20 protein-coding genes are annotated in these 20,559 nt (G+C 63.3%); 7 read left to right on the top strand and 13 right to left on the bottom strand.

Annotation, left to right across the window (positions count from 1 at the left end; translation table 11 throughout):
* Positions 1-2 precede the first annotated feature (2 nt).
* The gene (locus tag N5P29_RS20085) at positions 3-1,361 is read left to right on the top strand and encodes an MFS transporter (RefSeq protein WP_262276531.1); all 1,359 of its coding nucleotides are present in this window, start codon (positions 3-5) and stop codon (positions 1,359-1,361) included.
* A 44-nt stretch (positions 1,362-1,405) separates the two neighbouring features.
* Positions 1,406-1,768, top strand: a complete 363-nt coding sequence (locus N5P29_RS20080) for an acyl-CoA thioesterase (protein ID WP_262276530.1) — start codon at positions 1,406-1,408, stop codon at positions 1,766-1,768.
* 57 nt (positions 1,769-1,825) lie between these two features.
* Here the strand turns inward: N5P29_RS20080 and N5P29_RS20075 are convergent, their stop codons facing one another.
* Entirely contained in the window at positions 1,826-2,359 is a 534-nt protein-coding gene (locus N5P29_RS20075; RefSeq protein ID WP_262276529.1) for an ABC transporter permease family protein, read from the bottom strand.
* 189 nt (positions 2,360-2,548) lie between these two features.
* Between N5P29_RS20075 and N5P29_RS20070 the strand changes: the two genes are divergently transcribed.
* Positions 2,549-3,448: a PaaX family transcriptional regulator gene (locus N5P29_RS20070; protein ID WP_262276528.1), complete on the top strand. Its 900-nt coding sequence runs from the start codon at positions 2,549-2,551 to the stop codon at positions 3,446-3,448.
* A gap of 9 nt (positions 3,449-3,457) precedes the next feature.
* Here the strand turns inward: N5P29_RS20070 and N5P29_RS20065 are convergent, their stop codons facing one another.
* The 3 genes from N5P29_RS20065 to N5P29_RS20055 all read right to left on the bottom strand — a co-directional run bounded on the left by N5P29_RS20065 (position 3,458) and on the right by N5P29_RS20055 (position 6,690).
* Positions 3,458-4,231, bottom strand: coding sequence for a VOC family protein (locus N5P29_RS20065; RefSeq protein ID WP_262276527.1), 774 nt, complete (start codon positions 4,229-4,231; stop codon positions 3,458-3,460).
* A 116-nt stretch (positions 4,232-4,347) separates the two neighbouring features.
* Positions 4,348-5,925: a phytoene desaturase family protein gene (locus tag N5P29_RS20060; RefSeq protein WP_262276526.1), complete on the bottom strand. Its 1,578-nt coding sequence runs from the start codon at positions 5,923-5,925 to the stop codon at positions 4,348-4,350.
* Between the two features lie 120 nt (positions 5,926-6,045).
* Positions 6,046-6,690, bottom strand: a complete 645-nt coding sequence (locus N5P29_RS20055; protein ID WP_262276525.1) for an NADPH-dependent F420 reductase — start codon at positions 6,688-6,690, stop codon at positions 6,046-6,048.
* A gap of 114 nt (positions 6,691-6,804) precedes the next feature.
* Here N5P29_RS20055 and N5P29_RS20050 point away from each other — a divergent pair, with 114 nt between their 5' ends.
* Both N5P29_RS20050 and N5P29_RS20045 read left to right on the top strand, forming a co-directional pair.
* The gene (locus tag N5P29_RS20050) at positions 6,805-7,086 is read left to right on the top strand and encodes a hypothetical protein (RefSeq protein ID WP_262276524.1); all 282 of its coding nucleotides are present in this window, start codon (positions 6,805-6,807) and stop codon (positions 7,084-7,086) included.
* Positions 7,076-7,759 carry an HAD family hydrolase gene (locus tag N5P29_RS20045; protein WP_262276523.1) on the top strand — a complete coding sequence of 228 codons (684 nt, stop codon included), beginning with the start codon at positions 7,076-7,078 and terminating at the stop codon, positions 7,757-7,759. Before N5P29_RS20050 ends, N5P29_RS20045 begins: the two co-directional genes overlap by 11 nt.
* On the opposite strand, the gene N5P29_RS20040 is transcribed toward N5P29_RS20045, so the two are convergent.
* From N5P29_RS20040 to N5P29_RS20015, 6 genes are all read right to left on the bottom strand, one after another.
* Positions 7,756-8,163 carry a hypothetical protein gene (locus tag N5P29_RS20040; protein WP_262276522.1) on the bottom strand — a complete coding sequence of 136 codons (408 nt, stop codon included), beginning with the start codon at positions 8,161-8,163 and terminating at the stop codon, positions 7,756-7,758. The two genes, N5P29_RS20045 and N5P29_RS20040, sit on opposite strands and share 4 nt — an antisense overlap.
* 121 nt (positions 8,164-8,284) lie before the next feature.
* Complete coding sequence (locus N5P29_RS20035) at positions 8,285-8,896, bottom strand: NADPH-dependent FMN reductase (protein ID WP_144660664.1); 612 nt, start codon at positions 8,894-8,896, stop codon at positions 8,285-8,287.
* Positions 8,897-9,031: 135 nt separating this feature from the next.
* Entirely contained in the window at positions 9,032-10,045 is a 1,014-nt protein-coding gene (locus tag N5P29_RS20030; protein WP_262276521.1) for a hydroxyacid dehydrogenase, read from the bottom strand.
* Positions 10,042-10,956 (bottom strand): carbohydrate ABC transporter permease, encoded by a 915-nt coding sequence (locus N5P29_RS20025; protein WP_262276520.1) that lies wholly within the window; start codon positions 10,954-10,956, stop codon positions 10,042-10,044. The genes N5P29_RS20030 and N5P29_RS20025 overlap by 4 nt, the downstream gene beginning before the upstream one ends.
* Positions 10,953-11,879 carry a carbohydrate ABC transporter permease gene (locus tag N5P29_RS20020; RefSeq protein ID WP_262276519.1) on the bottom strand — a complete coding sequence of 309 codons (927 nt, stop codon included), beginning with the start codon at positions 11,877-11,879 and terminating at the stop codon, positions 10,953-10,955. The genes N5P29_RS20025 and N5P29_RS20020 overlap by 4 nt, the downstream gene beginning before the upstream one ends.
* A 54-nt stretch (positions 11,880-11,933) precedes the next feature.
* Positions 11,934-13,247 carry an ABC transporter substrate-binding protein gene (locus tag N5P29_RS20015; protein ID WP_262276518.1) on the bottom strand — a complete coding sequence of 438 codons (1,314 nt, stop codon included), beginning with the start codon at positions 13,245-13,247 and terminating at the stop codon, positions 11,934-11,936.
* Between the two features lie 272 nt (positions 13,248-13,519).
* On the opposite strand from N5P29_RS20015, the gene N5P29_RS20010 reads away from it, so the two are divergent.
* Both N5P29_RS20010 and N5P29_RS20005 read left to right on the top strand, forming a co-directional pair.
* Positions 13,520-15,541, top strand: a complete 2,022-nt coding sequence (locus N5P29_RS20010) for a BamB-related PQQ repeat family beta-propellar protein (protein WP_262276517.1) — start codon at positions 13,520-13,522, stop codon at positions 15,539-15,541.
* A 139-nt stretch (positions 15,542-15,680) separates the two neighbouring features.
* A complete protein-coding gene (locus tag N5P29_RS20005; protein WP_262276516.1) occupies positions 15,681-16,757 on the top strand; it encodes a LacI family DNA-binding transcriptional regulator in 1,077 nt (358 codons plus the stop codon).
* A gap of 42 nt (positions 16,758-16,799) precedes the next feature.
* On the opposite strand, the gene N5P29_RS20000 is transcribed toward N5P29_RS20005, so the two are convergent.
* The 3 genes from N5P29_RS20000 to N5P29_RS19990 are packed head-to-tail and all read right to left on the bottom strand — an operon-like array spanning position 16,800 to position 20,499.
* The gene (locus N5P29_RS20000; protein ID WP_262276515.1) at positions 16,800-17,621 is read right to left on the bottom strand and encodes a CPBP family intramembrane glutamic endopeptidase; all 822 of its coding nucleotides are present in this window, start codon (positions 17,619-17,621) and stop codon (positions 16,800-16,802) included.
* Between the two features lie 53 nt (positions 17,622-17,674).
* Complete coding sequence (locus N5P29_RS19995; RefSeq protein WP_262276514.1) at positions 17,675-18,460, bottom strand: glucosamine-6-phosphate deaminase; 786 nt, start codon at positions 18,458-18,460, stop codon at positions 17,675-17,677.
* Positions 18,461-18,483: 23 nt separating this feature from the next.
* Positions 18,484-20,499 (bottom strand): NHL repeat-containing protein, encoded by a 2,016-nt coding sequence (locus tag N5P29_RS19990; RefSeq protein WP_262276513.1) that lies wholly within the window; start codon positions 20,497-20,499, stop codon positions 18,484-18,486.
* Between the last annotated feature and the right edge of the window lie 60 nt (positions 20,500-20,559).

Genomic DNA, 20,559 nt, shown 5'->3' with positions numbered 1-20,559 from the left:
CCGTGGCCGCCGCACCCGTCAACACCTGGAACGTGCCCAAGCGCACCACAGGTGTGGTGCTCCTCTGTTGCTGGCTGGCGATCCTCGCCGAAGGTTACGACGTCGGCGTGCTGGGAGCCGTCCTTCCCGCACTGGCCGAGTACAAGGAATGGAACCTCTCGCCGCTCGCGTTGGGTGGCCTTGGCTCATATGCCCTGATCGGCATGCTTATAGGCGCCCTGTTTATCGGCACCCTGAGCGACCTCGTGGGCCGCAAGAAGATGCTTCTGACTTCGATGGTCATTTTCACCATCACCCAGGCCGGCGCGGCATGGGCTCCCACCCCGGAGCTTTTCGGCTTCTTCCGCCTGATCGGTGGGCTCGGCATGGGCGGTGTGATTCCGGTGGCGGCGGCCCTGACCATTGAATATTCCGCTCCCAACAAGCGCTCATATAACTACGGGCTCATGTATTCCGGCTACTCCCTGGGCATCGTTGCTGCGGCGCTTGCTGCCCTGTTCGTCCTGCCGCTGGGTGGGTGGCGTGCGGTGATTGCGATCGGTGCCGCTCCCGTGGTCCTGCTGCCAGTGATCTGGAAGTTCCTGCCCGAATCGCTGGAATACCTGGAGTCCAAGGGTCGGAGTGCCGAAGCCACGACGCTCGCGGCAAAGCTGGGAATCACGGACTACCGGCCGGTAGTTGTCGCGAAGCCGGCGGCTGGTGGCCCAGTGGATCCGTGGTGGAAGACCATCACCACCATGTTCTCCCTGCAGTACCTCCGCTCCACCGTGTTCTTCTGGATCTCGCTGTTCTGCGGCCTGCTCCTGGTCTACGGGCTGAACACCTGGTTGCCGAGCATCATGAAGAAGGCCGGCTACGACCTCGGCTCCTCGCTGACCTTCCTCCTGGTGTTCAGCCTCGCCTCGGCCATCGGCGGCCTGCTCCTGGGCCGCGCTGCCGACAAGTACGGCAAGAAGCTGATCCTGGTGGTCTTCTACATCCTGGGCGGCTTGGGCATCATGCTCCTGGTCTTCCCGAACACGATGGTGGTCAACCTGCTGTTCGTGGCCTTCGCCGGCGTCGGATCCATCTCCACTTCACTGGTCCTCACGGGCTACATCGCCGACTACTACCCGGCGAAGGTGCGCGGCACGGCGACGGGTTGGGCGCTCAGTTTCGCCCGGCTTGGCGCCATCTCGGGCCCGTTGATCGGTGGTTGGATCGCCGGTTCGAAGCTCCCGTTCGAGGCGAACTTCGGGATCTTCGCCGGTATCGCGGTTCTGGCCGCTGCCGCCGTCGCACTCATTCCGAAACCGCAACCAGAGGTGCCGGTGGCCGCCGTCGACGTTGATCCTGACGACGCCGCTATCGGCGCACGGTAGGAGCCGTGTACCCGGAGGCGTGCGTCGAGCGAACCGTCGAGTGGGTGGACACGGACGCATCCGGGCACCAGCACAACTCCGCGATCATGCGCTGGGTGGAGGCGGCGGAAGCTGAACTGTTCCGCCGCCTCGAACTGCCGGACTATTTTCCCAGCGCACCGCGGGTGCAGCAGGTCATCAACTACAAAGCGAAGCTCTGGTTCGGCCAGCGCATTACTGCCACCGTGAAGGTGCACGCGCTGGGCCGGACCTCGCTGACCCTGGCTTTCGAAATAACGTCCGATGCCGGTGAGGTCGCCGCATACGGGACGGTCACCACAGCCCACGTGCCCCAGGGGGCCAGCACAGCACAGCCCTGGCCCGAACATCTGGTCAGGGCTGTCTCGCCCCCGCGAGTTGGCACTTAATGACAATGCGGGACTCGGCGATTGTCATTAAGTGCCACCTCGGCGGAGGGTTTTTGTTTAGCGCAGGCCCTTCAGGACGTTCTTGGGGCGCTGCATCTCGCCGTGCTTGGCGCCGAGGATGATGACCCAGGCAGCGAAGGCGGGGATGGCCCACTGAAGGGCCTTCAGCTGGTTCTGGGCCGACTTCAACTCATCGGAAGCGCCCGGGCGAGGTTCCGTGGCTCCCTCCGCGCCCTCGCCTGAGAGCTGGTCAACCTTCTTGCCCACAATGCCTGCGTACAGGGTCACTGCGGCGCCGGCCACGGTGACCGCGGTCTTGTAGACCGTGTTGGCGGCGACGCTGTCCTGCTTGGCGATGCGGCCCTTGTTCTCCCAGGCGATGGCGAGGTCGGAGGCAAGGTGGCCTGCGAAGGCTGCTGTCTGGATCGGAGCCCACTTGCCCCAGCCCTTGCTGGACAAGCGGGTGCGCTCGGTGGGGTCCTTGGCTTCAGCCGCGGCACCGTTAAGCCCAATGGCCCCCATCAATGAGCCACCAAACCAAGCTGCAGCGGTAAGGTCGTGAATGGAACGGGCTACAAGATTTCCTGCCATGATGTGCTTCCTATCGTTGATGCGGAAAGTACTGGGTGTGGCTTCTTGATCCTGACGCGGAGTTCAAGGGTGCCTCCATAGTAAGCATCCTTAGTATGCGCTCGCCAGCTCACTTTGTTTCATTGAGGGGAGCCGTCCAGCGCCCACACCTATGATGAAGTGGACTGGCGCCTGATCAGTGGCGCGGAAATGAGGATGTTTTCGATGTTCGCCGTCCCGGCACCCCCGGTGCGCCACCAGCAACTCCTCGTCACCATCTTCGGCCTCTACGGGCGGAACGCGGGCGATGCGTTGCCGGTTTCGGCACTGATCTCCATGCTGGGTTCCCTGGGCTACGACGCTCCGGGCGTGCGGTCTTCCGTCTCCAGGCTCAAGGCCAAGGGCGTGTTGAAAAGCGTGCGTGAGGGCGGCATCGCCAAGTACAAGATTTCGGAATCCATCAGCGATGTGTTCCGTGAAGGTGACCGGCGGATCTTCGCTCCCGAACAGCCTGCACCGGTGGACACCTGGGTGCTGGCAGTGTTCTCGGTGCCGGAATCGCTGCGCAACCGCAGGCACCAGCTGCGGTCCGCATTGTCCGGTCTGGGGTTCGGCTCCGTGGCCAACGGTGTGTGGATCGCGCCCGCCCACAAGCTGGATCAGGCCCGGGACCGCCTAACTGCGGACGGGCTGATCGAATACGTGGACCTGTTCAGGAGCGACTACGTTTTCGACGGTCCCATGCGCCCGAAGATCTCCGAATGGTGGGACCTCAAGGAACTCGATGAGCAGTTCACCGAGTTCCTTGAGCTGTACTCAGGGGCGGAGCAGCAGTGGATAGAACGGGTGGGTGATGATCCCGACGTCGCCTTGGCTGAGTCCACGGAGGACTTGCGGCGCGACGCTTTCCGCTACTACATCCCCATGCTCACCATGTGGCGCAAGTTTCCGTACCGTGACCCGAACCTTCCAACGGATTACCTGCCGCCGGAATGGCATGGCCCTGCGGTCCGCCGGACCTTCCAAGCCGTTCACCGCTTGGCGGCACCCCTGGCCGCAGCGCACGCGCACGAGATTATCGCCGAGGCGCTGGATCCAGCTGTCGCCTAGCCCAGCCGCCTAGTCGCTGGTGCGGGGCGCGTCGATGATCCCGAAGGTTTCACCCTGGGGAGCCTGCACGATGGCCGTGCGGCCCAAGGGGCTTTCGGCGACAGGCTGGACCAGTGTGGCGCCAAGTTCCACTGCCCTCAAGGCAGTGCGGTGGACGTTGTCGCTGGCAAACCACGTCATCCAATAGCCCGTTGCTGCCTCGGTATCCGGGAGGACTCCGCCCACTTCCCTGCCGTCCAGTGGCCTGCTGATGGTGGCGTATGCCGCCCCGTCCGGGTCGATGTCCTGGAAGCTGACATCGAACACATCCGTGTAGAAGGACCGGGCCGCAACGTCATCCCGGGTATGGAGTTCGTTCCAGCAGAGGGCGCCGTGCTCGTTGACGCGTTCAGCGCCGATGTGGTTTCCCGCTTGCCAGATGCCGAACACGGCACCGGCACAGTCCGCGGCCAGCGCCATCCGGCCCGAATCCATGACGTCGAAGGGTGGCGCGATCACCTGGCCGCCGGAAGCAACCACTTTCTTCGCAGTGACATCGACGTCGTCCGAGGCGAGATAGGTGGTCCAAACGTTGGGAGCAGCGGGGTCCTGCTTGGATCCGATTCCGGCCACGGCGCGTCCCCCCATATGGGCCAGGAGATAGCCGCCTGAATCCTCGCCCCCGGAGAGATACTCCCAGCCGAAAAGCCCGGAATAGAAAGCCTTCGCGGCTTCGGGATCTTCCACTCCGAGATCAACCCACATGGGCGTTGCTGCGGGCCAGGCGGAGATTTTGGTGGACATGCGACTCCTTGGATAGGACTGATGGGCACAACTGCCTCCCCGGTTGCCCCATGCGCTGGGCTTCCGGGGAGGCAGCCACCCTTAAAGTGAGTCAGCTACCCAATTCGTGACACGGTTCAGGCTGCCAGGTCCTCCAGGACGGCCATCGCAGCATTGTGTCCACCGAGACCGCTTACGCCTCCGCCACGACGAGCGCCTGCGCCGCACAGGAAGACCCTGGGGTGCCCTGTAGCCACTCCCCACCGTTCGGCCGCCGAAGTGCGCGGTTCGCCGTCTTCCAGAAAGGGCCACTGCAGGCTCCCGTGGAAGATGTTCCCACCGGACATGTTCAGTGCATGTTCAAGGTCCAGGGTGGTTTTGGCTTCAACGCAGGGATTTCCGTCGGCATCGGCCAGCAGCAGATCCTCAATGGGTTCGGCCAGGACGGAGTTAAGGGAAGCCAACACTGCGGCGAGCAGTTCAGCCCGCAACTGCTCGTTGTTCTCCTCGGTGACCAGCCGGTGGGGAGTGTGCAGCCCAAAAATGGTCAGGGTCTGTGCTCCGGCCTGGACGAGCTCGTCGGAGAGGATGCTGGGATCGGTCAGGGAGTGGCAGTAGATCTCGCAGGGCAACGGGTCCGGGATGGCACCCTCCAACGCTGCCTGGTAGGCGGCTTCCAACTGTCCGTAGTCCTCGTTGATATGGAACGTGCCCCCGAAAGCTGCTTCCGGGGCCACCGACGCGTCGCGGAGCTTCGGCAGGCGGCGAAGGAGCAGGTTGACCTTGATTTGCGCTCCTTCCGGGGCGCTGCCCGCAGCAGGGGAGCCCCCCAACAGGCCTTGCAGAACCCACGGTGACACATTGGACAGCACGCGCTCCGCGTTGAAGGCGTGCGATACGCCGCCGCGCTGGAACTGGACTTTGCCGTCGTCGGATATGGCGGTGACTGTCGCGCCTGAAATCAGGGTGGCGCCGGCCTCACGGGCCACCCGCTCAAGCTCCTTGGAAACCGAGCCCATGCCGCCGAGGGGGATGTCCCAGTCGCCGGTTCCGTTGCCGATCACGTGGTACAGGAAGCAGCGGTTGGCGTCGAGCAATGGGTCATCCAGGGACGTAAAGGTTCCGATGAGCGCATCGGTTGCCACGAGGCCCTTGACCAGCGGATGGCTAAGCCGTGCCGAGATGGCCTGGCCCAGGGGGTTTTCGATGTAGGCGTTCCACAGTTCGTTGTCGCCGACGAGTTCCCGGGCCTCAGAGCGGGTGGGAAGGGGATCGCAGACCGTGGGGAAGAGGGCTTGGGCCAGTTTTCCGGTCTCGGCGTATAGACCCTCGAGCGCATCAAAGTCCGCGGCAGCGTCATCGGAGACGCGGGCAAAGGAGGCGCGGCTTGCCGCAGGGTCGGCCCCATCTATGAGCAGCCCCGTTCCGGGGTTTGCCGGGTTGGGTGTGTAGGACGAGTAGCGCCTGCGGGCGAGATCGATCTGGAGTCCCAGTTCGCTGACGATCCGCTGCGGAAACAGGCTGACCAGGTAGGAGTAGCGGGACAGGCGGGCGTCCACGCCTTTGAAAGCGGCTGCAGAAACGGCGGCCCCGCCGAAGTGGCCTTCCCGCTCCAGGACTGCGACGCTCTTGCCGGCGCGGGCGAGGTAGGCCGCGGCAGTCAGGCCGTTGTGGCCACCGCCGACAATGACGACATCAAACTGTGTTTTTTCCATGGCACGAGGGTAGCCATGCATTGCCATTGCTTACTGAAACTGTTTTTTGACATAAGCAACACTTGGGCTCGTGACTAAAAGGCGGCGGGCAAGCGTAAGCCGCCTGCCCGCCGTCGTGCGTTACTGGACGGTACGGGTCGCCTTGGCGAGATTCTCCCGAAGTTCATCGGCGTTCTGCCGGATGACGTAGGCCGGGCGGTCGCGCTCTACTCGCCAGCTGTCTTCCAGTGGCCCGATGTTGACGGTGTCGAAGCCGAATTCGTCGTAAAGCCTGGTGACGAGTCCGGCGGCCTCCGGGAAGTCGCTCGCGGTGGCAAGTGCGCGCCGGTTGTCGGTTCCGGCGGGGGTGCCGTCCGTGGTGATGTCCTTCGCGAAGATGTGGTTGAAGCCCTTGGCCACCTTGGACGTGGGGAGGTGCTTCTGGAGCAGTCCGGACGTTGTGGCCTCGCCGTTGTCGAGCTCGGGGATCCGGCCGTCACGCTCCCAGTAATAGTTGTTGGTGTCGATGACGACTTTGCCCTCAAGCGGTTCCGCCGGGATATCGCGGTAGTTCTTGAGGGGAACGGTTACGACGGCGAAATCGCCTGCCGCTGCTGCCTCGGCTGCCGTCGCGGCGCGGGCACGCGGGCCGAGTTCCGATACGAGCCCGCTGAGCGTTTCCGGACCTCGTGAGTTGCTGATCACGACGTCATAGCCAAGTTCCACTGCCTTGCGTGCAACCTGGCTGCCAATGTGTCCTGCACCGATAATTCCGATTGTTGTCATATCCACGCCAACAAGAAGTTGCAGGCGCCTATTTCCCGCGTTACGGAATATTTCCAAGGGCTTATACTAAGTAGTCTTACTAAGCTGTTTTTCATCGAACACGAGGAGGTAGTGATGGCCGGGCGCTTGGAACTGGTGGAAACGCCTGATGGGGGATACCGGGTTTTGATGGTGGACGGCACGGATACCTTGATGGGTCTGTCCAAGCGGTTCTCTACGGTGGATGAGGCCGTGGGAGGGGTGGCTGCCATCCGCGAAGTAGCAGGCACTGGCCTCCTTCAAACCGGCTCCGCAGAACGGTACGCCGTGCTGATGCTGGAAGAACCCGCGATCGATTCCGCGCTGGCGGACCAGGGTGCACGGAAGCAATCGAAGGTGGTCAGCTGTGAGCAGTGAACCGACGGCAAAGACGCGCGGCGTTCTGTTCGACGTGGACGGCACGCTGATTGATTCGAGCTATTTCCACGCCATGGCGTGGTGGCAGGCCTTCCGGCGCGAGGGATTCGACGTCGAAATGTCGGCTATCCACCGCTGCGTGGGAATGGGCGGCGACCGGCTCATCCAGAGCCTGGTTTCCGAGTCCACCGAGGAGCTGCAGGAGGCCTTGAAGTCCTCGCACAGCGCAGTTTTCTCCACCTTTTGGCCCGCACTGCGGACTTTCGACGCCACCCGGGACCTTTTGGCGGCATGCTCGGAAGCGGGCCTGGCCGTCGGGCTGGCGTCCTCGGCGCAGGACCGCGACCTGGAGGTCAGCCGAAAGCTTCTCGACGCCGGTTCCTCCATAGATGCGTGGACCAGCTCCAACGATGCCAAGGAGAGCAAGCCTGCTCCCGACATCCTGGAGGCGTGCCTGGAGAAGCTCAAGCTCAGTCCGAAGGATGTGGTCTTCGTTGGCGACGCGGTCTGGGACGTAAAAGCCGGGGCCGCAATCGGGGTTCCTGTTGTTGCCCTGACGTGCGGCGGAATCAGCGAGGCCGAGTTGCGTGACGCAGGCGCCGCGGAGGTCTACGACAATCCGCGGCACCTGCTGGAAAAGCTTGAGGGCAGCCTTATTGGAAAGCTGGCCTAGCGTTCGTCGCTGATTCCCTTGTCGCGGCCGCGGCGGTTTCGCAGGGTCCAGATGATCAGGGCGAGGATGATCACGGCCGCGACGCCACCCAAGACCCAAGGCACGGCGCTGGTGCGGGTCTGCTCCTGGGGGTCGGATTCTCCGGTTCCCGGGTTGGCGGGTCCGCTGCCAGCCGGGTTGGGGGTGCTTGGGGCTCCCGAGGAGGGGGCGGGGTTGGTGGGCTTCTGCGTTGACGGGCCGGAGGGGTTGCTGGGCTCCGGCGTAGGGGTCGCCGTGGTGGCGCCTACGCGGCCCTGCGTGTGGACTGTTGCCGTGGCCGCTGCGTTGGCTGCGACGGCGGTGGAGGCCATGAACCCCGTGAAAAGGGTCAGTGCCAGGGTGGTCGTGGCTAATTTACGAAGCATCGGTATCTCCTGAGTAGGGGGCGTGTTCGCGAATCCTCATACTCGTAAGCATACTGACTAAATTGGCGCAGTGGATGTTCCGGGGGTGCCGCCTTCGCAAAAGGCGGCACCCGTGCCCGGACTACCGGTTCAGCTTGTCCGCGTCCGGCTCCTGGTCGCCAATATGGCCAGGTGCGTTGGCCGCAAGGACACGCTGGACGAACGCGCTGTACTCCTCCATGTAGTGCCGCAACAGCGCAGCGGTGCCTTCATCGCGGACGGAACCGTCGGCGTCGTAAGCGTCTGCGACGAAGCGGATGTACGCCTCCGGCGCGTTCAGCTGCGGAGCGTCAAGGAAGCTCAGGACGCTGCGCATGGAGGACTGCATCACCGCCGTGCCGATGCCGCCCGGCGAAGCGCCGATGATTCCGGTAGGTTTGCGGGCGAAAGAATTGGTTCCCCAGGGCCGCGACCCCCAGTCGATCGCGTTTTTCAGGGCGCCCGGGATGGAACGGTTGTATTCCGGGGAGATGAACAAGATGCCGTCCGAGGCTGCGATTGCATCCTTCAATGCCTTGCCTGCTGGCGGGAAGTCGGCGTCGTAGTCCGAGCTGTAGAGCGGAAGGTCCTTGATTTCGATCTCATGGAACTCAAGTTCAGGCGGTGCCACGCTGATCAGCGCTTTGGAGAGGGTCCGATTGATCGAATTGCTGGCAAGGCTTCCAACGAAATAACCGATTTTGAAAGTGTCCATAGCGGCGTTCCTTTCCGACGGCACGGCCGGAACCGGCTCGTCGACGGTGTTGTTGCGGGTTGACCCGCTCCAACCGACCCTAGTGGACATGTGCGCGGAGCGCAGCCCCTGCTCCTGCCGCCGCCATCTCCGCTGTCACGCCGTGAAGGCAAAATCCTTGGCATGCAGCGGGTGGAGCAAGGGCTTGCGGCAGGCAACTCTCAGGGCCTCCTCAATGGTGCTTGCGGCCATCCGCTCAAGTTCGGTGCCCAACGAACCCGCCGCGTGCGGGGTCAGCAGCACATTGGGGTGCGTGTAAAACGCGGACCCAGGCGGCAAAACCCACGGCGTGGTGACGTCCAGCACGGCGTACAGGGTGCCCTCCTGGATGCGCGCCAGGAGCGCTTCCTGGTCCACGAGCTCGCCGCGTGATGTGTTGATGAAGGTAGCGCCCTTTCGCAGTTGGGCGATCAGCCCGGCATGCAGGAGGTTCTCGGTGGACGCCAACGACGGCGCGTGGAGGCTTACGACGTCGGATGTCGCCACGAGCGCTTCCAGGCTGACGCGTTCGACGCCGAGGGCAGCTGCCGCTGCATCGTCCAGATAGGGGTCGGAGACAACGACGTCGAGGTCATAGGGTGCCAAAAGTCGGATGACATGGCGGCCGATCTTCGAGGCGCCGATGATCCCCACGCGCTTGCCGTAGTTGCCCATGTCGGGGAACAGCTGGTCCGGTTCCACTGCCTTCTTTTCCACGTGGAGTTTTTGGGCCAACTGCAGGATGCGTTTGTTGGCCAGCAGGATCATCGCAACGGTGTACTCGGCCACCGGAATGGCGTTGACCTCCGCCGCCGTGCTGACCTGGATGCCGCGCTCCCAGCACGCTTCCGTGATGTGGTGCTTGGTGGTCCCGCCGGCGTGGAGGATGTACCGGAGCCGGGGCGCGGCGCCGAGGACGGTTTCATCGATGACGGGACAATTCCACCCGGTGATGAGAATGTCCGTGCCCGCCAGGATTTCCCGGGAGCTTTGGCTGGTGAATTCTTCCATGGGCTCTTGGTTCAGGAGCAGGAGGTCCGGGGCCAGCGTGGCAAGCGTGCTGGGTGGGAAGATCCGCGGTGCGACGCCCGGTCCCATGGCCAGGGCTACGTTCAACGGTGTGTGGTTCACTTGACGCTCCCTGCGGTGAGGCCGGACTTCCAGAAGCGCTGCAGCAGGATGAAGGCGACCAGCAGCGGAATGATGGACAACAGCGAACCGGTAATGACCATGGGCGTGAACTCCGGCTGCGGGACCGAATAGCCCTGCCAAATGGAGATGCCGACACTGACGGGAAGCAGTTTTTGGTCCTGCAGCATCACCAGGGGCAGCATGAAGTTGTTCCACACGCCGACGAACTGGAACAGGGCGATGGTGATGTAGCCGGGCATCATCATGGGCAATCCCAGCGAGAAGAAGCTGCGGATTGGTCCGGCGCCGTCCATGCGGGCTGCTTCCAAGGTTTCTCCCGGCACGTAGGACGCCGAATACACCCTGGCCAGGTAGACGCCGAACGGGTTGCACAGGACCGGGATGAGGATGGCCCAGACGGTGTTGGTGAGTCCGAAGACGGAGGCCAGCAGGTACATCGGCAACACTGTGGCGGTGTTCGGGATGAGGACGCCCACCAAGACGAAGCCAAACAGGGAATCCTTGCCGCGGAACTGGAACTTGTCGAACGCATACCCTGCCATGACCGAGATCAGCCCGCCGAAGACAGCCCCGACGCCCGCGTAGAGAACCGAGTTGGCCAGCCAGCGGAAGAACAGCCCGTTATCCTGCTGCGCCACCGCTGCGATGTTTTCGAAGAGGGAGAAGTTTCCGAAGGCGTAGGCGCTGGTGCCGTAGAGGTCCGCCGCGTTCTTCGTGGACGCGAAGACCAGCCACAGGACGGGCACCACCATGTAGGCGGCTCCGATGACCAGGAGGCCGTTGACGGTGAGCTTGCTGGCGAAGCCTGCATTGTGTGGCTTGCGTTTGCTTTTAGGTGGCGTTGATTGCTGTGCCGTACCCCGCGGGCGGGAGAGTGTGGTGGTGCTCATGACTTGTTCATCCTCGAGCTGAAGCGGGTGACTATGAGGGAAAGGACTGCGGCGAGAGCGGCGATGATGATGGAGGCAGCTGCCGCCTGGTTCAGGTTGTGCCTGATGAAGGCTGCATCATAGGCCCAGAGATTGGGGACCCATGTGCTGGTCACCGATGCCGTTGCCTTGGAGATGATGGACGGCTCCGTGAAGAGCTGCAGGGTGCCGATGATGGTGAAGAGCATGATGACGCTGAGGGCCGGGAGGATCAGGGGGAACTTGATGCTCAGGGCTGCCCGGATCTCACCGGCGCCGTCGACGCGGGCCGCCTCCAGGATTTCCCGGGGCACGGCCTGCAGCGCGGTGAAGAGAATGATGACGTTGTAGCCCGTCCACTCCCACACGCCGATGTTGACGATGGAAGGCAACACCAAATGGGCATCCAGGAAGTTGAGTTGAATGCCGCCGCCCTGCAGTACCTGGACCAGGGGGCTGATCCCCGGAGTGTAAAGGTAAGCCCAGATCAGGGCAGCGATCACGCCCGGAACAGCATGCGGAAGGAAGACCAGGAGCTGGAACAGTTTCCTGGCTTTGGCCACTGTGGCATCCAGCAACAAGGAGAACACCACGGCGCCGCCCACCATGGCCGGGATATAGATCAGGCAGTACAGGGCAAGCCTGCCGATGCCCTCGATGAAGGTCTCCGACTGGAATACCTGAAGGTAGTTCTCCAACCCGACAAAGACGGTCTTGGGTTCGCTGAACCCGAGTCCGGATTTTTGTTGCGCGTGGAAGCTCAACACCAGCGAGTAGATCACCGGGGCGATCATCGCGAGGGCGAAGACTGCAAAGAACGGGACCAGGAACAACGCTGCGGTCGGGCCGCCGGTTCCGGCCAGTGCGCGGCCTGATCGGCGCTTGATGGGGGCCTGGGTGGCCATGGGATTCTCCTAGCTGGCCGGGAGCTTCTTCGGGGAAGCTCCCGGCGGGGATGGCTATTCGGTAACGGACAGGCCCGATTGCTTCAGGCCGTCAACTGTTGCTGTCTGTGCGGTGTCCACCGCCTCGCGGATGGTGCCGCCGGTGGTCAACTTGCCGTAGGCGTCCTTGAGGGCGGTGTTGGTGGAATCCCAGTTGGGTCCCCACTGCCAGCCCGGGGTGATGGTGCCGTACGCCTTGTCGAAGACCGCGTAGATGTCATTGCCGAAGTAGCTCGCGTCGTAGGCCTGCTGCGCCACGGGAGTGAGGCCAGGGAAGGCCAGGAACGCCGAACCGGTGTTGCCGCGGGCCTTGATGGCCTCCGGGTTGGTAGTGAGGAACTCTACGAACTTCGCGGCAGCTGCCGGGTTCTTGCTGCTCTTGGTCACGTTGAAGCTCGAACCGCCGTAGAACGCACCGGCCTCCGAGCCCCAGTTGGGGAGTTCTGCCGCGATCCATTGGCCCTTCTGGCCGCTGGCTTCTGTGCGCTTCTGGATGCCGGTGGCGCTCCAGTTCGCACCCACCACGCCGACTACCGTGCCGTTGGCAAGGTCCAGGCTCCACTCATCGCTATAGGCCTGGCTGACTTTCACGATCTTTTCGTCGATCAGCTTCTGCCAGTAGGTGGCCACCTTCTTGGTTGCTTGGTCATTGATGCCGACCTTCCAGCTGTCGCCCTCCGTCCCGAACCACTTGGCGCCGGCTTGCCAGGCCAGGCCGGCGCTCGCAGCCACTTCGTTCGGGTTGAAGCTGGCCAGGTACGCACCGGGCTGCGCGGCCTTGAGCTTTTTGCCCGCCTCTTCGAACTCGTCCCAGGTCTTGGGGACCTCGACGCCGGCCTTCGCGAGCATGTCTTTGCGGTACCACATGATCATCGGGGCGGCGTCGTAGGGCAGGCCGAAGGTCTTGTCGCCGAACTGGACCAGGGCCTTGGTCTCGTCGGTCAGTTTGTCCACTGTGGAGGCCTGGTCGATCAGGCCATCCATGGGAACTACCTGTCCGTTGCTGACGAACTGGGGCAGTTGGGGGTACTCGATGGTGGAGACGTCCGGACCGTTGCCCGCCGTGATGGCCGTGGAGAGCTTGGCATAGCCGCCGTTTGCACCGTTGGGGATGGTCTCGAAAGTGACCTTGATCTTGTCCTGGCTGGCGTTGAATGCTTCTGCCACCTTGTCCATCCCGGCGAGCGATGACCAGAAGGTGATCGACCCGCTGGGGTCCTCAGTGGGTGTTGGCGCGGACGCGGGGGCCGGGCCCGTGCCGCAGGCTGCGAGCAAGAGCGTGCTGGCGGCCAGGCCTGCCACTCCTGCGAAGAGTTGGCGACGCTTCATGGTGTTCTCCTTTGAAGACTTGCGATGCGAACGACGAATTGTGGTTGGGGCCACACATGAGTCCATGAAAGCTCCATGCTTCGAACAACTTCAAGATTTCAAACATTTTCAAACATGGCGATTGAACCGTTATTCGCGCTGTGTCTGGTGAAGTTGATAGGACGCCACTGCCATTTTTGTTCGAACGAACAAAAATGCTGGACGATGCCTCCCTGTGGCTGTTAGATCTTTCGGACACGTTCCCAACCCACACCTACGAAATCGGGGCTCCCATGGACACATCGCACATCAGCAGACGACTGGTCCTGCAGGCAGGTGGAGCAGCGTCGCTCGCTGCCGCGCTTGGACTGGCAGCCGGCCACCCGGCGTCGGCCGCTACCCAAGACCAGCCCGGCGGAAAGGAGACGGAGATACTGGATCTGGGGCCCGCCGTCGTCCAGTTCTCGCTCATGAGCGGTCTGCTGGTGGGCGATACCCTCTACATTGGTTCACGGAACCTGGACCCCGTGCGGATCATCGCTTTCCACGTCCCCAGCGGCAAGGTCACCGGCCAGACAGAACTCAGCAACGGGCATTCCATTCAGACCCTCGCTGCCGATTCATCGGGCCGGTACCTCTATGCCGGTGTGCTGCAGAAGGACGCAGGCACGAAACCGAACTTGTTCCGCTGGGACCTGACAAAGCTGTCCACCGAGGCGACGGCGCTGGGCTACATTGGCGATCGAGATGTCCGGGACATCAGCGTCGCACCCGACGGCCGGGTCTATGCAGTGGGTGGAGGCAGCCCGACCGCCCCCGCGCTGTGGGAATACGATCCCGCCACGGCTCAGATCGTAAGCCTCGGCATTCCGGACCCGGGAGCTACCTTGGCACGGGCGGTTGCGGCGACAGACGCGACCATATTCTTCGGCGCAGGCAGCACCCTCAACGGTGGTGGCAGCGCAAGCCGGGCATGCCTGTTCGCCTATGACCATGCGGGCAAAACCTTCAAAAACGTCACGCCCAAGGAGATGCTCGTTGATCCAAGCATCCGGGACCTTGGCATCGTCGGGGACAAGGTTCTGGTCAGTTCCGCAGGATCGGTGCAGAACTCCAAGGTGGCGGCACTAAGCGTCACCGATCCGTCGTCGTACCTTGTGGCGGCATCCGAAGGAAAAACCTCCAAAAACTTCGCCGAGCTGGGCGGGAAGGCCTACTTCGCCAATGAAACCGGCCTGCTCGCCTACGACCCCGTGGGCAATACGATCTCCGTGATGCCGTACCAAGGCCCGTCCCTGGGCGAAATCTGGGGCGTCGACGCCCGGATGGGCAAGCTGCTGGTGACCTCTGGCTATGGGTTTGTGGCGGAGATCGATCCCGTCACTGGTGCCACGAAGACCACGGACCTTGGCGAGGCAGGTGCCCCGTCCGATCCCCAATCAGTCATGGGCATCGCGGCTGGAGCGGGCTACGTGTATGTGGGCGGCAACGGTGTCATCGCACGCCACGCGCTCGGGTCAGGGCAGGTGACCAATCTGACCGCGCCCGGAGAAGCGAAGGATGCCGTGGTGGTCGACGGCGTCCTGTACACAGGGCAGTACAGCGGGCAGGGCATCTGGAGCTACGATCCGCGAAGCGGCAAGCCGATCTTCCAGGTGGCGTCCTTCCCGAAGGAGCAAAACCGGCCCCTTGATGTGTGCTGGGACGAGGTCAACAAGTTGGTGCTGGTGGCGGCGCAGGCGGACACTGAGGGCGGCGGATCGCTCTGGACGTACGATCCCCGGACCGGCAAGAAGGGCTTCTTCGTGAACCCGATTGACAAGGTCCAGTTGCTGCGTGCCGTGGCTTCCCGGGAAGGGGTCGCGTATCTGGGCGGCGGGAATCCCGGACTGGAGGGTACCGGAACAGTGGTGGCGTTCGACCCCGTGGCAGGCAAGGAATTGTGGCGCTTGGACGCCGGGGCCGGTGCCGGCATCTCGGCGCTGGCTGTGCAGGGGAAGTACCTTTATGGCGTGACCCGCAAGGGCGGGTTGTTTGTCATCGACCTGCCCAAGCAGAAAGTTGTGCACCGCTCGGACATCTCCGCCGCCAGCCATGGCTTCGCCGCCCTCGTGACCAACCGTGGGGTGGTGTACGGCGTCTCCGACACGAGCGTCTTCCGCTTCAATCCCAAGACCTTCGCGGTAACCACAGTTGTGGCGGACATCGACGGCGGCTGGTACAGCGGCTCGCACATCAACAACGACGAGGACGGTTATCTTTACACAATGCGTGGCCGGAACCTGGTGCGCATCGACGACCACCCCCGGAAGTAGTTCGTTGCGAGGCCCGCTCTACGCGCTTCCCGGGCAAAATAGCGCGTAAAGCGGGCCTCACAGCGCGTGCATTCGGTCACCTATGCTTGTTTTGAACTTCTGTTGTTCGAACTTCACTTCGCCTGGAAAGAGAGTCGGCATGCTCAGCGGAGAACGCCACGCGAAGATCCTGCGCGAGCTGGAACTGCGCGGAACACTGACCGTGAACGAGTTTGCCGCCAAGACCGGGCTTTCCACCATGACCATCCGCCGGGACCTGACGCAGCTGGCCGGACAAGGCTTGTTGCGTCGGGTCCATGGCGGGGCAGTCAGGAATGCTTCCGAGCGTTCCGGGGAGGCCGAGTACAGGAGATCCCGGCAGCCCCTTGCCACGCTCGGGCTGATCGTGCCGACCACGGGCTACTACTTTCCGGAGATCATCCGTGGAGCAGAAGCCGCAGCCCGGACCTTGAACGCCCGGCTCATTCTGGGTGTCAGCAACTACTCTGTGGAGGACGAGTACCGGCAACTCCAGCGGGTTGTGGCCAACTCGGTGGACGGTATCCTTCTGGCCTCGGCCGGTCCCGTGGAGCCGGGATCGCCGACGTTCGAGCTGTTGGCAGGGCTCAAGATTCCTGTAGTCCTGGTGGAACGGTCCAGCCGGGCATTTGAGTCCGTGATGTCTGATCACAGCTATGGCGCAGAGCTGGCCATGGAGCACTTGGCCGCGCAGGGGCACCGCAGGATTGCACTCGCCGTCGCAAAGAGCCCTACCGCGCCATGGCTCAAGGAGAGCCACGCGCGGATGGTCGCCAAGCTGGGACTCGAGAGCGACGCGCCCGTCATGGAATATGACCGGCTTGGCCCGGTTGGTGGAAACAATCAAGCAGAGTTCTCCCGGTTCCTGAAGGACTGCCGGCGGACAGGTACCACCGCCGCGCTGGTGCTCCCGGACGAGGAAGCCATCACGCTGATCCACCTTGCGGAGGAGTCCGGAATGGAGGTGCCGCAGGACTTCGCCATCGTGGCTTATGACGACGAAGTGGCTGAGCTGGCAGCTGTGCCGTTGACCTCGATTGCGCCGCCCAAGCGGGATGTCGGCCATGCCGCCGTCACCATGTGCATGGAGCGGCTGGCTGGCAAACAGGGGGCCGGTCTCTCTCCAGCCCTGCGCCGGGTGAACCTGGCGCCGAAGCTCATTGTGCGGGAGTCGTCGAGGACGGCCGAAGAGGAATAGGGGCTTGGGCGCGCACTACCCCTCTCCCTACCCACGGAGCCCCTAGCGCTGAGGCTGTAGCACCGTCTCCACCTCCGGCGCGTCCACACGTCCACGGATGAAGAACAACGACACCAGACCCACGACGATCACCACGATGTTCCCCAGCCCGGCAATCGCGGTGAGCGGGCCGTCCACGGCGTGTGCGGTCTGCAGGAAAATGCTGGGATCGGTGCTGGCGTGCAGCAGGATGGGCACAATCAAGCGGCCAGTCAGCCTGTAAGCCAGATACATGCAGATGCCGAAGGCGAACGTGTACAGCAACTGGAAGGCTGTGACGAACAAAGACTGCCCGGAGAGCAGGTTGGTGGCGTGCAATCCCGCGAACACTGCCGCGGAGATGACGGCCACCACGATTTCCCGGTACCGTGCCCTGCGAAGGAGCCTGATGACGAATCCACGGGTCAGCGTCTCTTCAGCGAAGCCTATAAACAGGCCCGCAAGCAGCCATGTGGCGATGACATCGAAGCCAATGGCGGTGTAGTCAATCGTGGCGAAGCGGAGGAAGTTGAACGCCAAGACTGCGACGACGGCGATCCACATCCACCCGCGGCCACCGATCGGCTGGCGCGCAAAGAGCTCTCGAAGCCAGCCCACGGACCATCCGAAAAGAACCAGCAGGATGCAGCCCACCAGGATTGGCAGTGCGTACACAACAAGAATGAACCCGGCGCCTTCGGGATCGGAGATTTCACCGAGCAGCGGCCCGAAGGCCAAGGAACACAGGTTGTAGAGGATGACGTACGCGACTGCCAGCAGCGCAGCCCGCCACCATCCACCCTTTTCCCAAAAAAGCTTCCACCGAGACGTGCCTAGGTACCCCATTTGTATTGCCCCCTTTTGCGCCGTTCTCTCTGCTGGAAACCGGTCCTCCAAACTTACCCGAGCCCGAGCCCGGCCACCCCGGCACGGGCCATCCGGTGGTAATCGGCGTGCTGCAGCAGGGCGGCTGCTTCCTCGTCGACGATCACCGTTGCACGAGGGTGGAGCTGGACGATGGAACCAGGGACTGACGCCGAAACCGGACCATCCAGGGCGGCAGCGACGGCCGATGCCTTGGCGGGTCCAAACGCGAGCAGAACCAGCTGCCTGGCACGCTGAATGGTGCCGAGGCCCTGGGTGACGCAGTGAGTGGGCACGTCCCCGGGAGAGCCGAAGAACCTGGCGTTGTCCGCCCGTGTCTGTGCAGCCAATGCTTTGATCCGCGTGGTCGAGGCAAGGGAGGACCCCGGCTCATTGAAGCCCACGTGCCCGTTGGTGCCGATGCCCAGGATCTGAATGTCGATGCCACCGGCCGCGAGGATGGCGGACTCGTATTCGTCCCCGGAAGCCTGGACGCCCGTCCCGAAACCGCGAGGGGTATGGATCAAGGATGGCGTCAGCCCCAGCGGCACAACCACTTCGGACGTGATGACGGAGCGGTAGCTCTGCGGGTGCTCCGGTGGCACTCCCAGATACTCGTCCAAGGCGAAGCCACGCACCTGTGAAACGTCCAGCCCCATGTCCCGGATTGTTGCGGCCAGAGCAGCATAAGTGGACAGAGGCGTGGAGCCCGTGGCCAGTCCCAGGACGGTATCGGGTTTGCGCTGCAGCTGCTCGACGACCAGGGACGCTGCGATGCTTCCCGCCTCTTCCTGGTCACGGACGATGATGACTTCTGCCATGGACTGTTCTCCCTTGTTATTGGTTATCGAGCTCGACGCAGCGTCTGCATGGCCTGCTGGTCATCGATCCGGACGAGGTTGGGTCCTTGCAGCGTGTACAGGAGGCCGTCCTCATCCGCGGTGATGTGTGGGCCGCTGTACCAGCCGCCATTGATGCCGGCCACCACCACGGTCACAGCGAACGTCATGGGGTCGATGCGGAAAACGGTGGTGTCCGAGACTCCGTACACAATGCCGCGGCTGACCTGCAGGGCGCCGAAGTCGGTGCACACGCTGCTGAGGTCGCCACGGTGGACCACTTGCCGGGTCTCAAGGTCGACGACGAACAGGCCCGCCGCACGACGCGACATGCCGTAGAGGTACTTTCCCTGGACGGCCATGGCGGCGATGCCCGCGGTCTGGCCAGGATCGATACGCCACAATTCCTGATTGGCCACTGGATCCCAAGCCACCACGGTGCTGCGTGGGCCGTTGGCGTAGATGTTGTCGCCGCCAAGGTATGCCACGCCGTTCCGGGTGGCCACCGCACGGACCATTTGGAGGTCGTCGATCGGGTTCACTTTGGTGATGACCTGCGTAGTCGCGGGGTTGTAGGCCGCGAAACAACCACCGCCGCCGGTGTCGTTCTGGGCGCCGGCGATCACCAGGCCGTTGACGGCGTCCCAGCAAACATCCAATGGCCTGTTCTGCCCGGTTGGAAGCGCAGCAACCTGGTAGGGGAGTTGGCCGGTGGTGGGATCGTAGGCGAGGATTCCGCGGGAGTTGTACTGTCCTGTGAACAGCACACCACCCACGACCACGGAATCCTTCGCTTCACCGGTGGCACGAAGATAGGAGACGCTATCCGAAGCCAGTTGGTGCCGTGCGATCACGCCGGTCCCGCCTACGTAGACATCCCCGGCACCTGCGGCCAGGCCCATGCAAAGCTGCGGCCCACCCGGCGCTCCGGCCTCGGTGAGATCGTGCTTCACCGCGGTCCTGGCCACGGGGTCGATCTCGATCACGTCGTAGGAGGAAACCGTCAGCGCCTTGCCGAGATAGACATCCAGGCCCCACATTGCACCAACATCCTCGGTAAGGATCTGCGTGATCTTTTTGGTGGTCATGTTGTAGGCCCACACGCCCGGTTCCTTGACGAAGAAGACCTGATTTCCCAGCTGCCGGAACATGACTCCGGTCTTGGCGATGATCGTGTACTTCGAGTGGTCCGCGAGGTTGATCAGCACGGACTTCCCCGGCCCCTTCACGCCAACGCCGAGCTGTCCATCGAGCACACTGAGCGAGGTGACCGAAACCCCGGCTGCGACCTCCGCTGGGAGGATGTTGGTGAACGCCTTCGTGGTCCGGTCAAAGGCGAACAAGCGCCCAGGACCGGATCCGTTGCCTCCGCCGAGCGTGCTTCCGGTGCCGAAGTACACGTAGCCCGCCGTGGCGGCAACGGCCTGGGCGATGGTGGCGCCCGGGTCGGGGATCCCCCAACTGGTGGTGGCGTTCGTGGCGGGATCGTATTCCCACAAGGACGGGGCAGTCGTCGTGACACCGCCACCGGCCGCGTACACCTTGCCGTCGGGCGCTACTGCAAGGGCGCGGATATCGCGATCGCCCGTTTCACCTACGCCCACCGCTGGAGAGGAGGGCGTGCTCAAGTCCCAACGGTAAATGTTCGGCTTGCCGTCGATGCCGTCCCGCAGCACGCCGGCGTAGAGGTACCGGCCGCCCGGATCGGCGGCAAGGGCCTGGATGCTGTAACCCGAGCCCAGATCCGTCCGGGATGTCACCCGCCCAGTGGGCAGGTGGTAGCCGATGATCCGGACGGGATTCAGGTTCCGCGAACCGATGTACACGGTATCGCCCACCAGGAGCGAACTCATCAGCGAGAACTGCACGACGGCGGGTCCGAGGTCAGTGATCTGCGGACCTGAGGCGTTCAAAGGCCGGGCGGCGTTGGCCGTTCCGGAAGACATTGAAGCGAAGGCGGTGGCCAATCCGGCGACTCCGCCGGTCTGCAGCAACTGACGACGATTCAGGGAAAAGGACATGGAAGGTCTCCTCGTTGAGTATCCCGTTGGGGGTCCAGGGGGTGGTAGCTTCCGAGACGT

This window comes from Paenarthrobacter sp. JL.01a, from assembly GCF_025452095.1.
Lineage (GTDB): Bacteria > Actinomycetota > Actinomycetes > Actinomycetales > Micrococcaceae > Arthrobacter.
The sequence above is the reverse complement of the archived record's forward strand: the minus strand, read 5'-3'. Positions and strand labels throughout refer to the sequence as shown.

Excerpts from the sequence above, each read along its gene's own strand:
- N5P29_RS20075 (WP_262276529.1), bottom strand. The coding sequence starts at position 2,359 with ATGGCAGGAAATCTTGTAGCCCGTTCCATTCACGACCTTACCGCTGCA.
- N5P29_RS20070 (WP_262276528.1), top strand. The coding sequence starts at position 2,549 with ATGAGGATGTTTTCGATGTTCGCCGTCCCGGCACCCCCGGTGCGCCAC.
- N5P29_RS20065 (WP_262276527.1), bottom strand. The coding sequence starts at position 4,231 with ATGTCCACCAAAATCTCCGCCTGGCCCGCAGCAACGCCCATGTGGGTT.
- N5P29_RS20060 (WP_262276526.1), bottom strand. The coding sequence starts at position 5,925 with ATGGAAAAAACACAGTTTGATGTCGTCATTGTCGGCGGTGGCCACAAC.
- N5P29_RS20055 (WP_262276525.1), bottom strand. The coding sequence starts at position 6,690 with ATGACAACAATCGGAATTATCGGTGCAGGACACATTGGCAGCCAGGTT.
- N5P29_RS20050 (WP_262276524.1), top strand. The coding sequence starts at position 6,805 with ATGGCCGGGCGCTTGGAACTGGTGGAAACGCCTGATGGGGGATACCGG.
- N5P29_RS20040 (WP_262276522.1), bottom strand. The coding sequence starts at position 8,163 with ATGCTTCGTAAATTAGCCACGACCACCCTGGCACTGACCCTTTTCACG.
- N5P29_RS20035 (WP_144660664.1), bottom strand. The coding sequence starts at position 8,896 with ATGGACACTTTCAAAATCGGTTATTTCGTTGGAAGCCTTGCCAGCAAT.
- N5P29_RS20025 (WP_262276520.1), bottom strand. The coding sequence starts at position 10,956 with ATGAGCACCACCACACTCTCCCGCCCGCGGGGTACGGCACAGCAATCA.
- N5P29_RS20020 (WP_262276519.1), bottom strand. The coding sequence starts at position 11,879 with ATGGCCACCCAGGCCCCCATCAAGCGCCGATCAGGCCGCGCACTGGCC.
- N5P29_RS20015 (WP_262276518.1), bottom strand. The coding sequence starts at position 13,247 with ATGAAGCGTCGCCAACTCTTCGCAGGAGTGGCAGGCCTGGCCGCCAGC.
- N5P29_RS20010 (WP_262276517.1), top strand. The coding sequence starts at position 13,520 with ATGGACACATCGCACATCAGCAGACGACTGGTCCTGCAGGCAGGTGGA.
- N5P29_RS20005 (WP_262276516.1), top strand. The coding sequence starts at position 15,681 with ATGCTCAGCGGAGAACGCCACGCGAAGATCCTGCGCGAGCTGGAACTG.
- N5P29_RS20000 (WP_262276515.1), bottom strand. The coding sequence starts at position 17,621 with ATGGGGTACCTAGGCACGTCTCGGTGGAAGCTTTTTTGGGAAAAGGGT.
- N5P29_RS19995 (WP_262276514.1), bottom strand. The coding sequence starts at position 18,460 with ATGGCAGAAGTCATCATCGTCCGTGACCAGGAAGAGGCGGGAAGCATC.
- N5P29_RS19990 (WP_262276513.1), bottom strand. The coding sequence starts at position 20,499 with ATGTCCTTTTCCCTGAATCGTCGTCAGTTGCTGCAGACCGGCGGAGTC.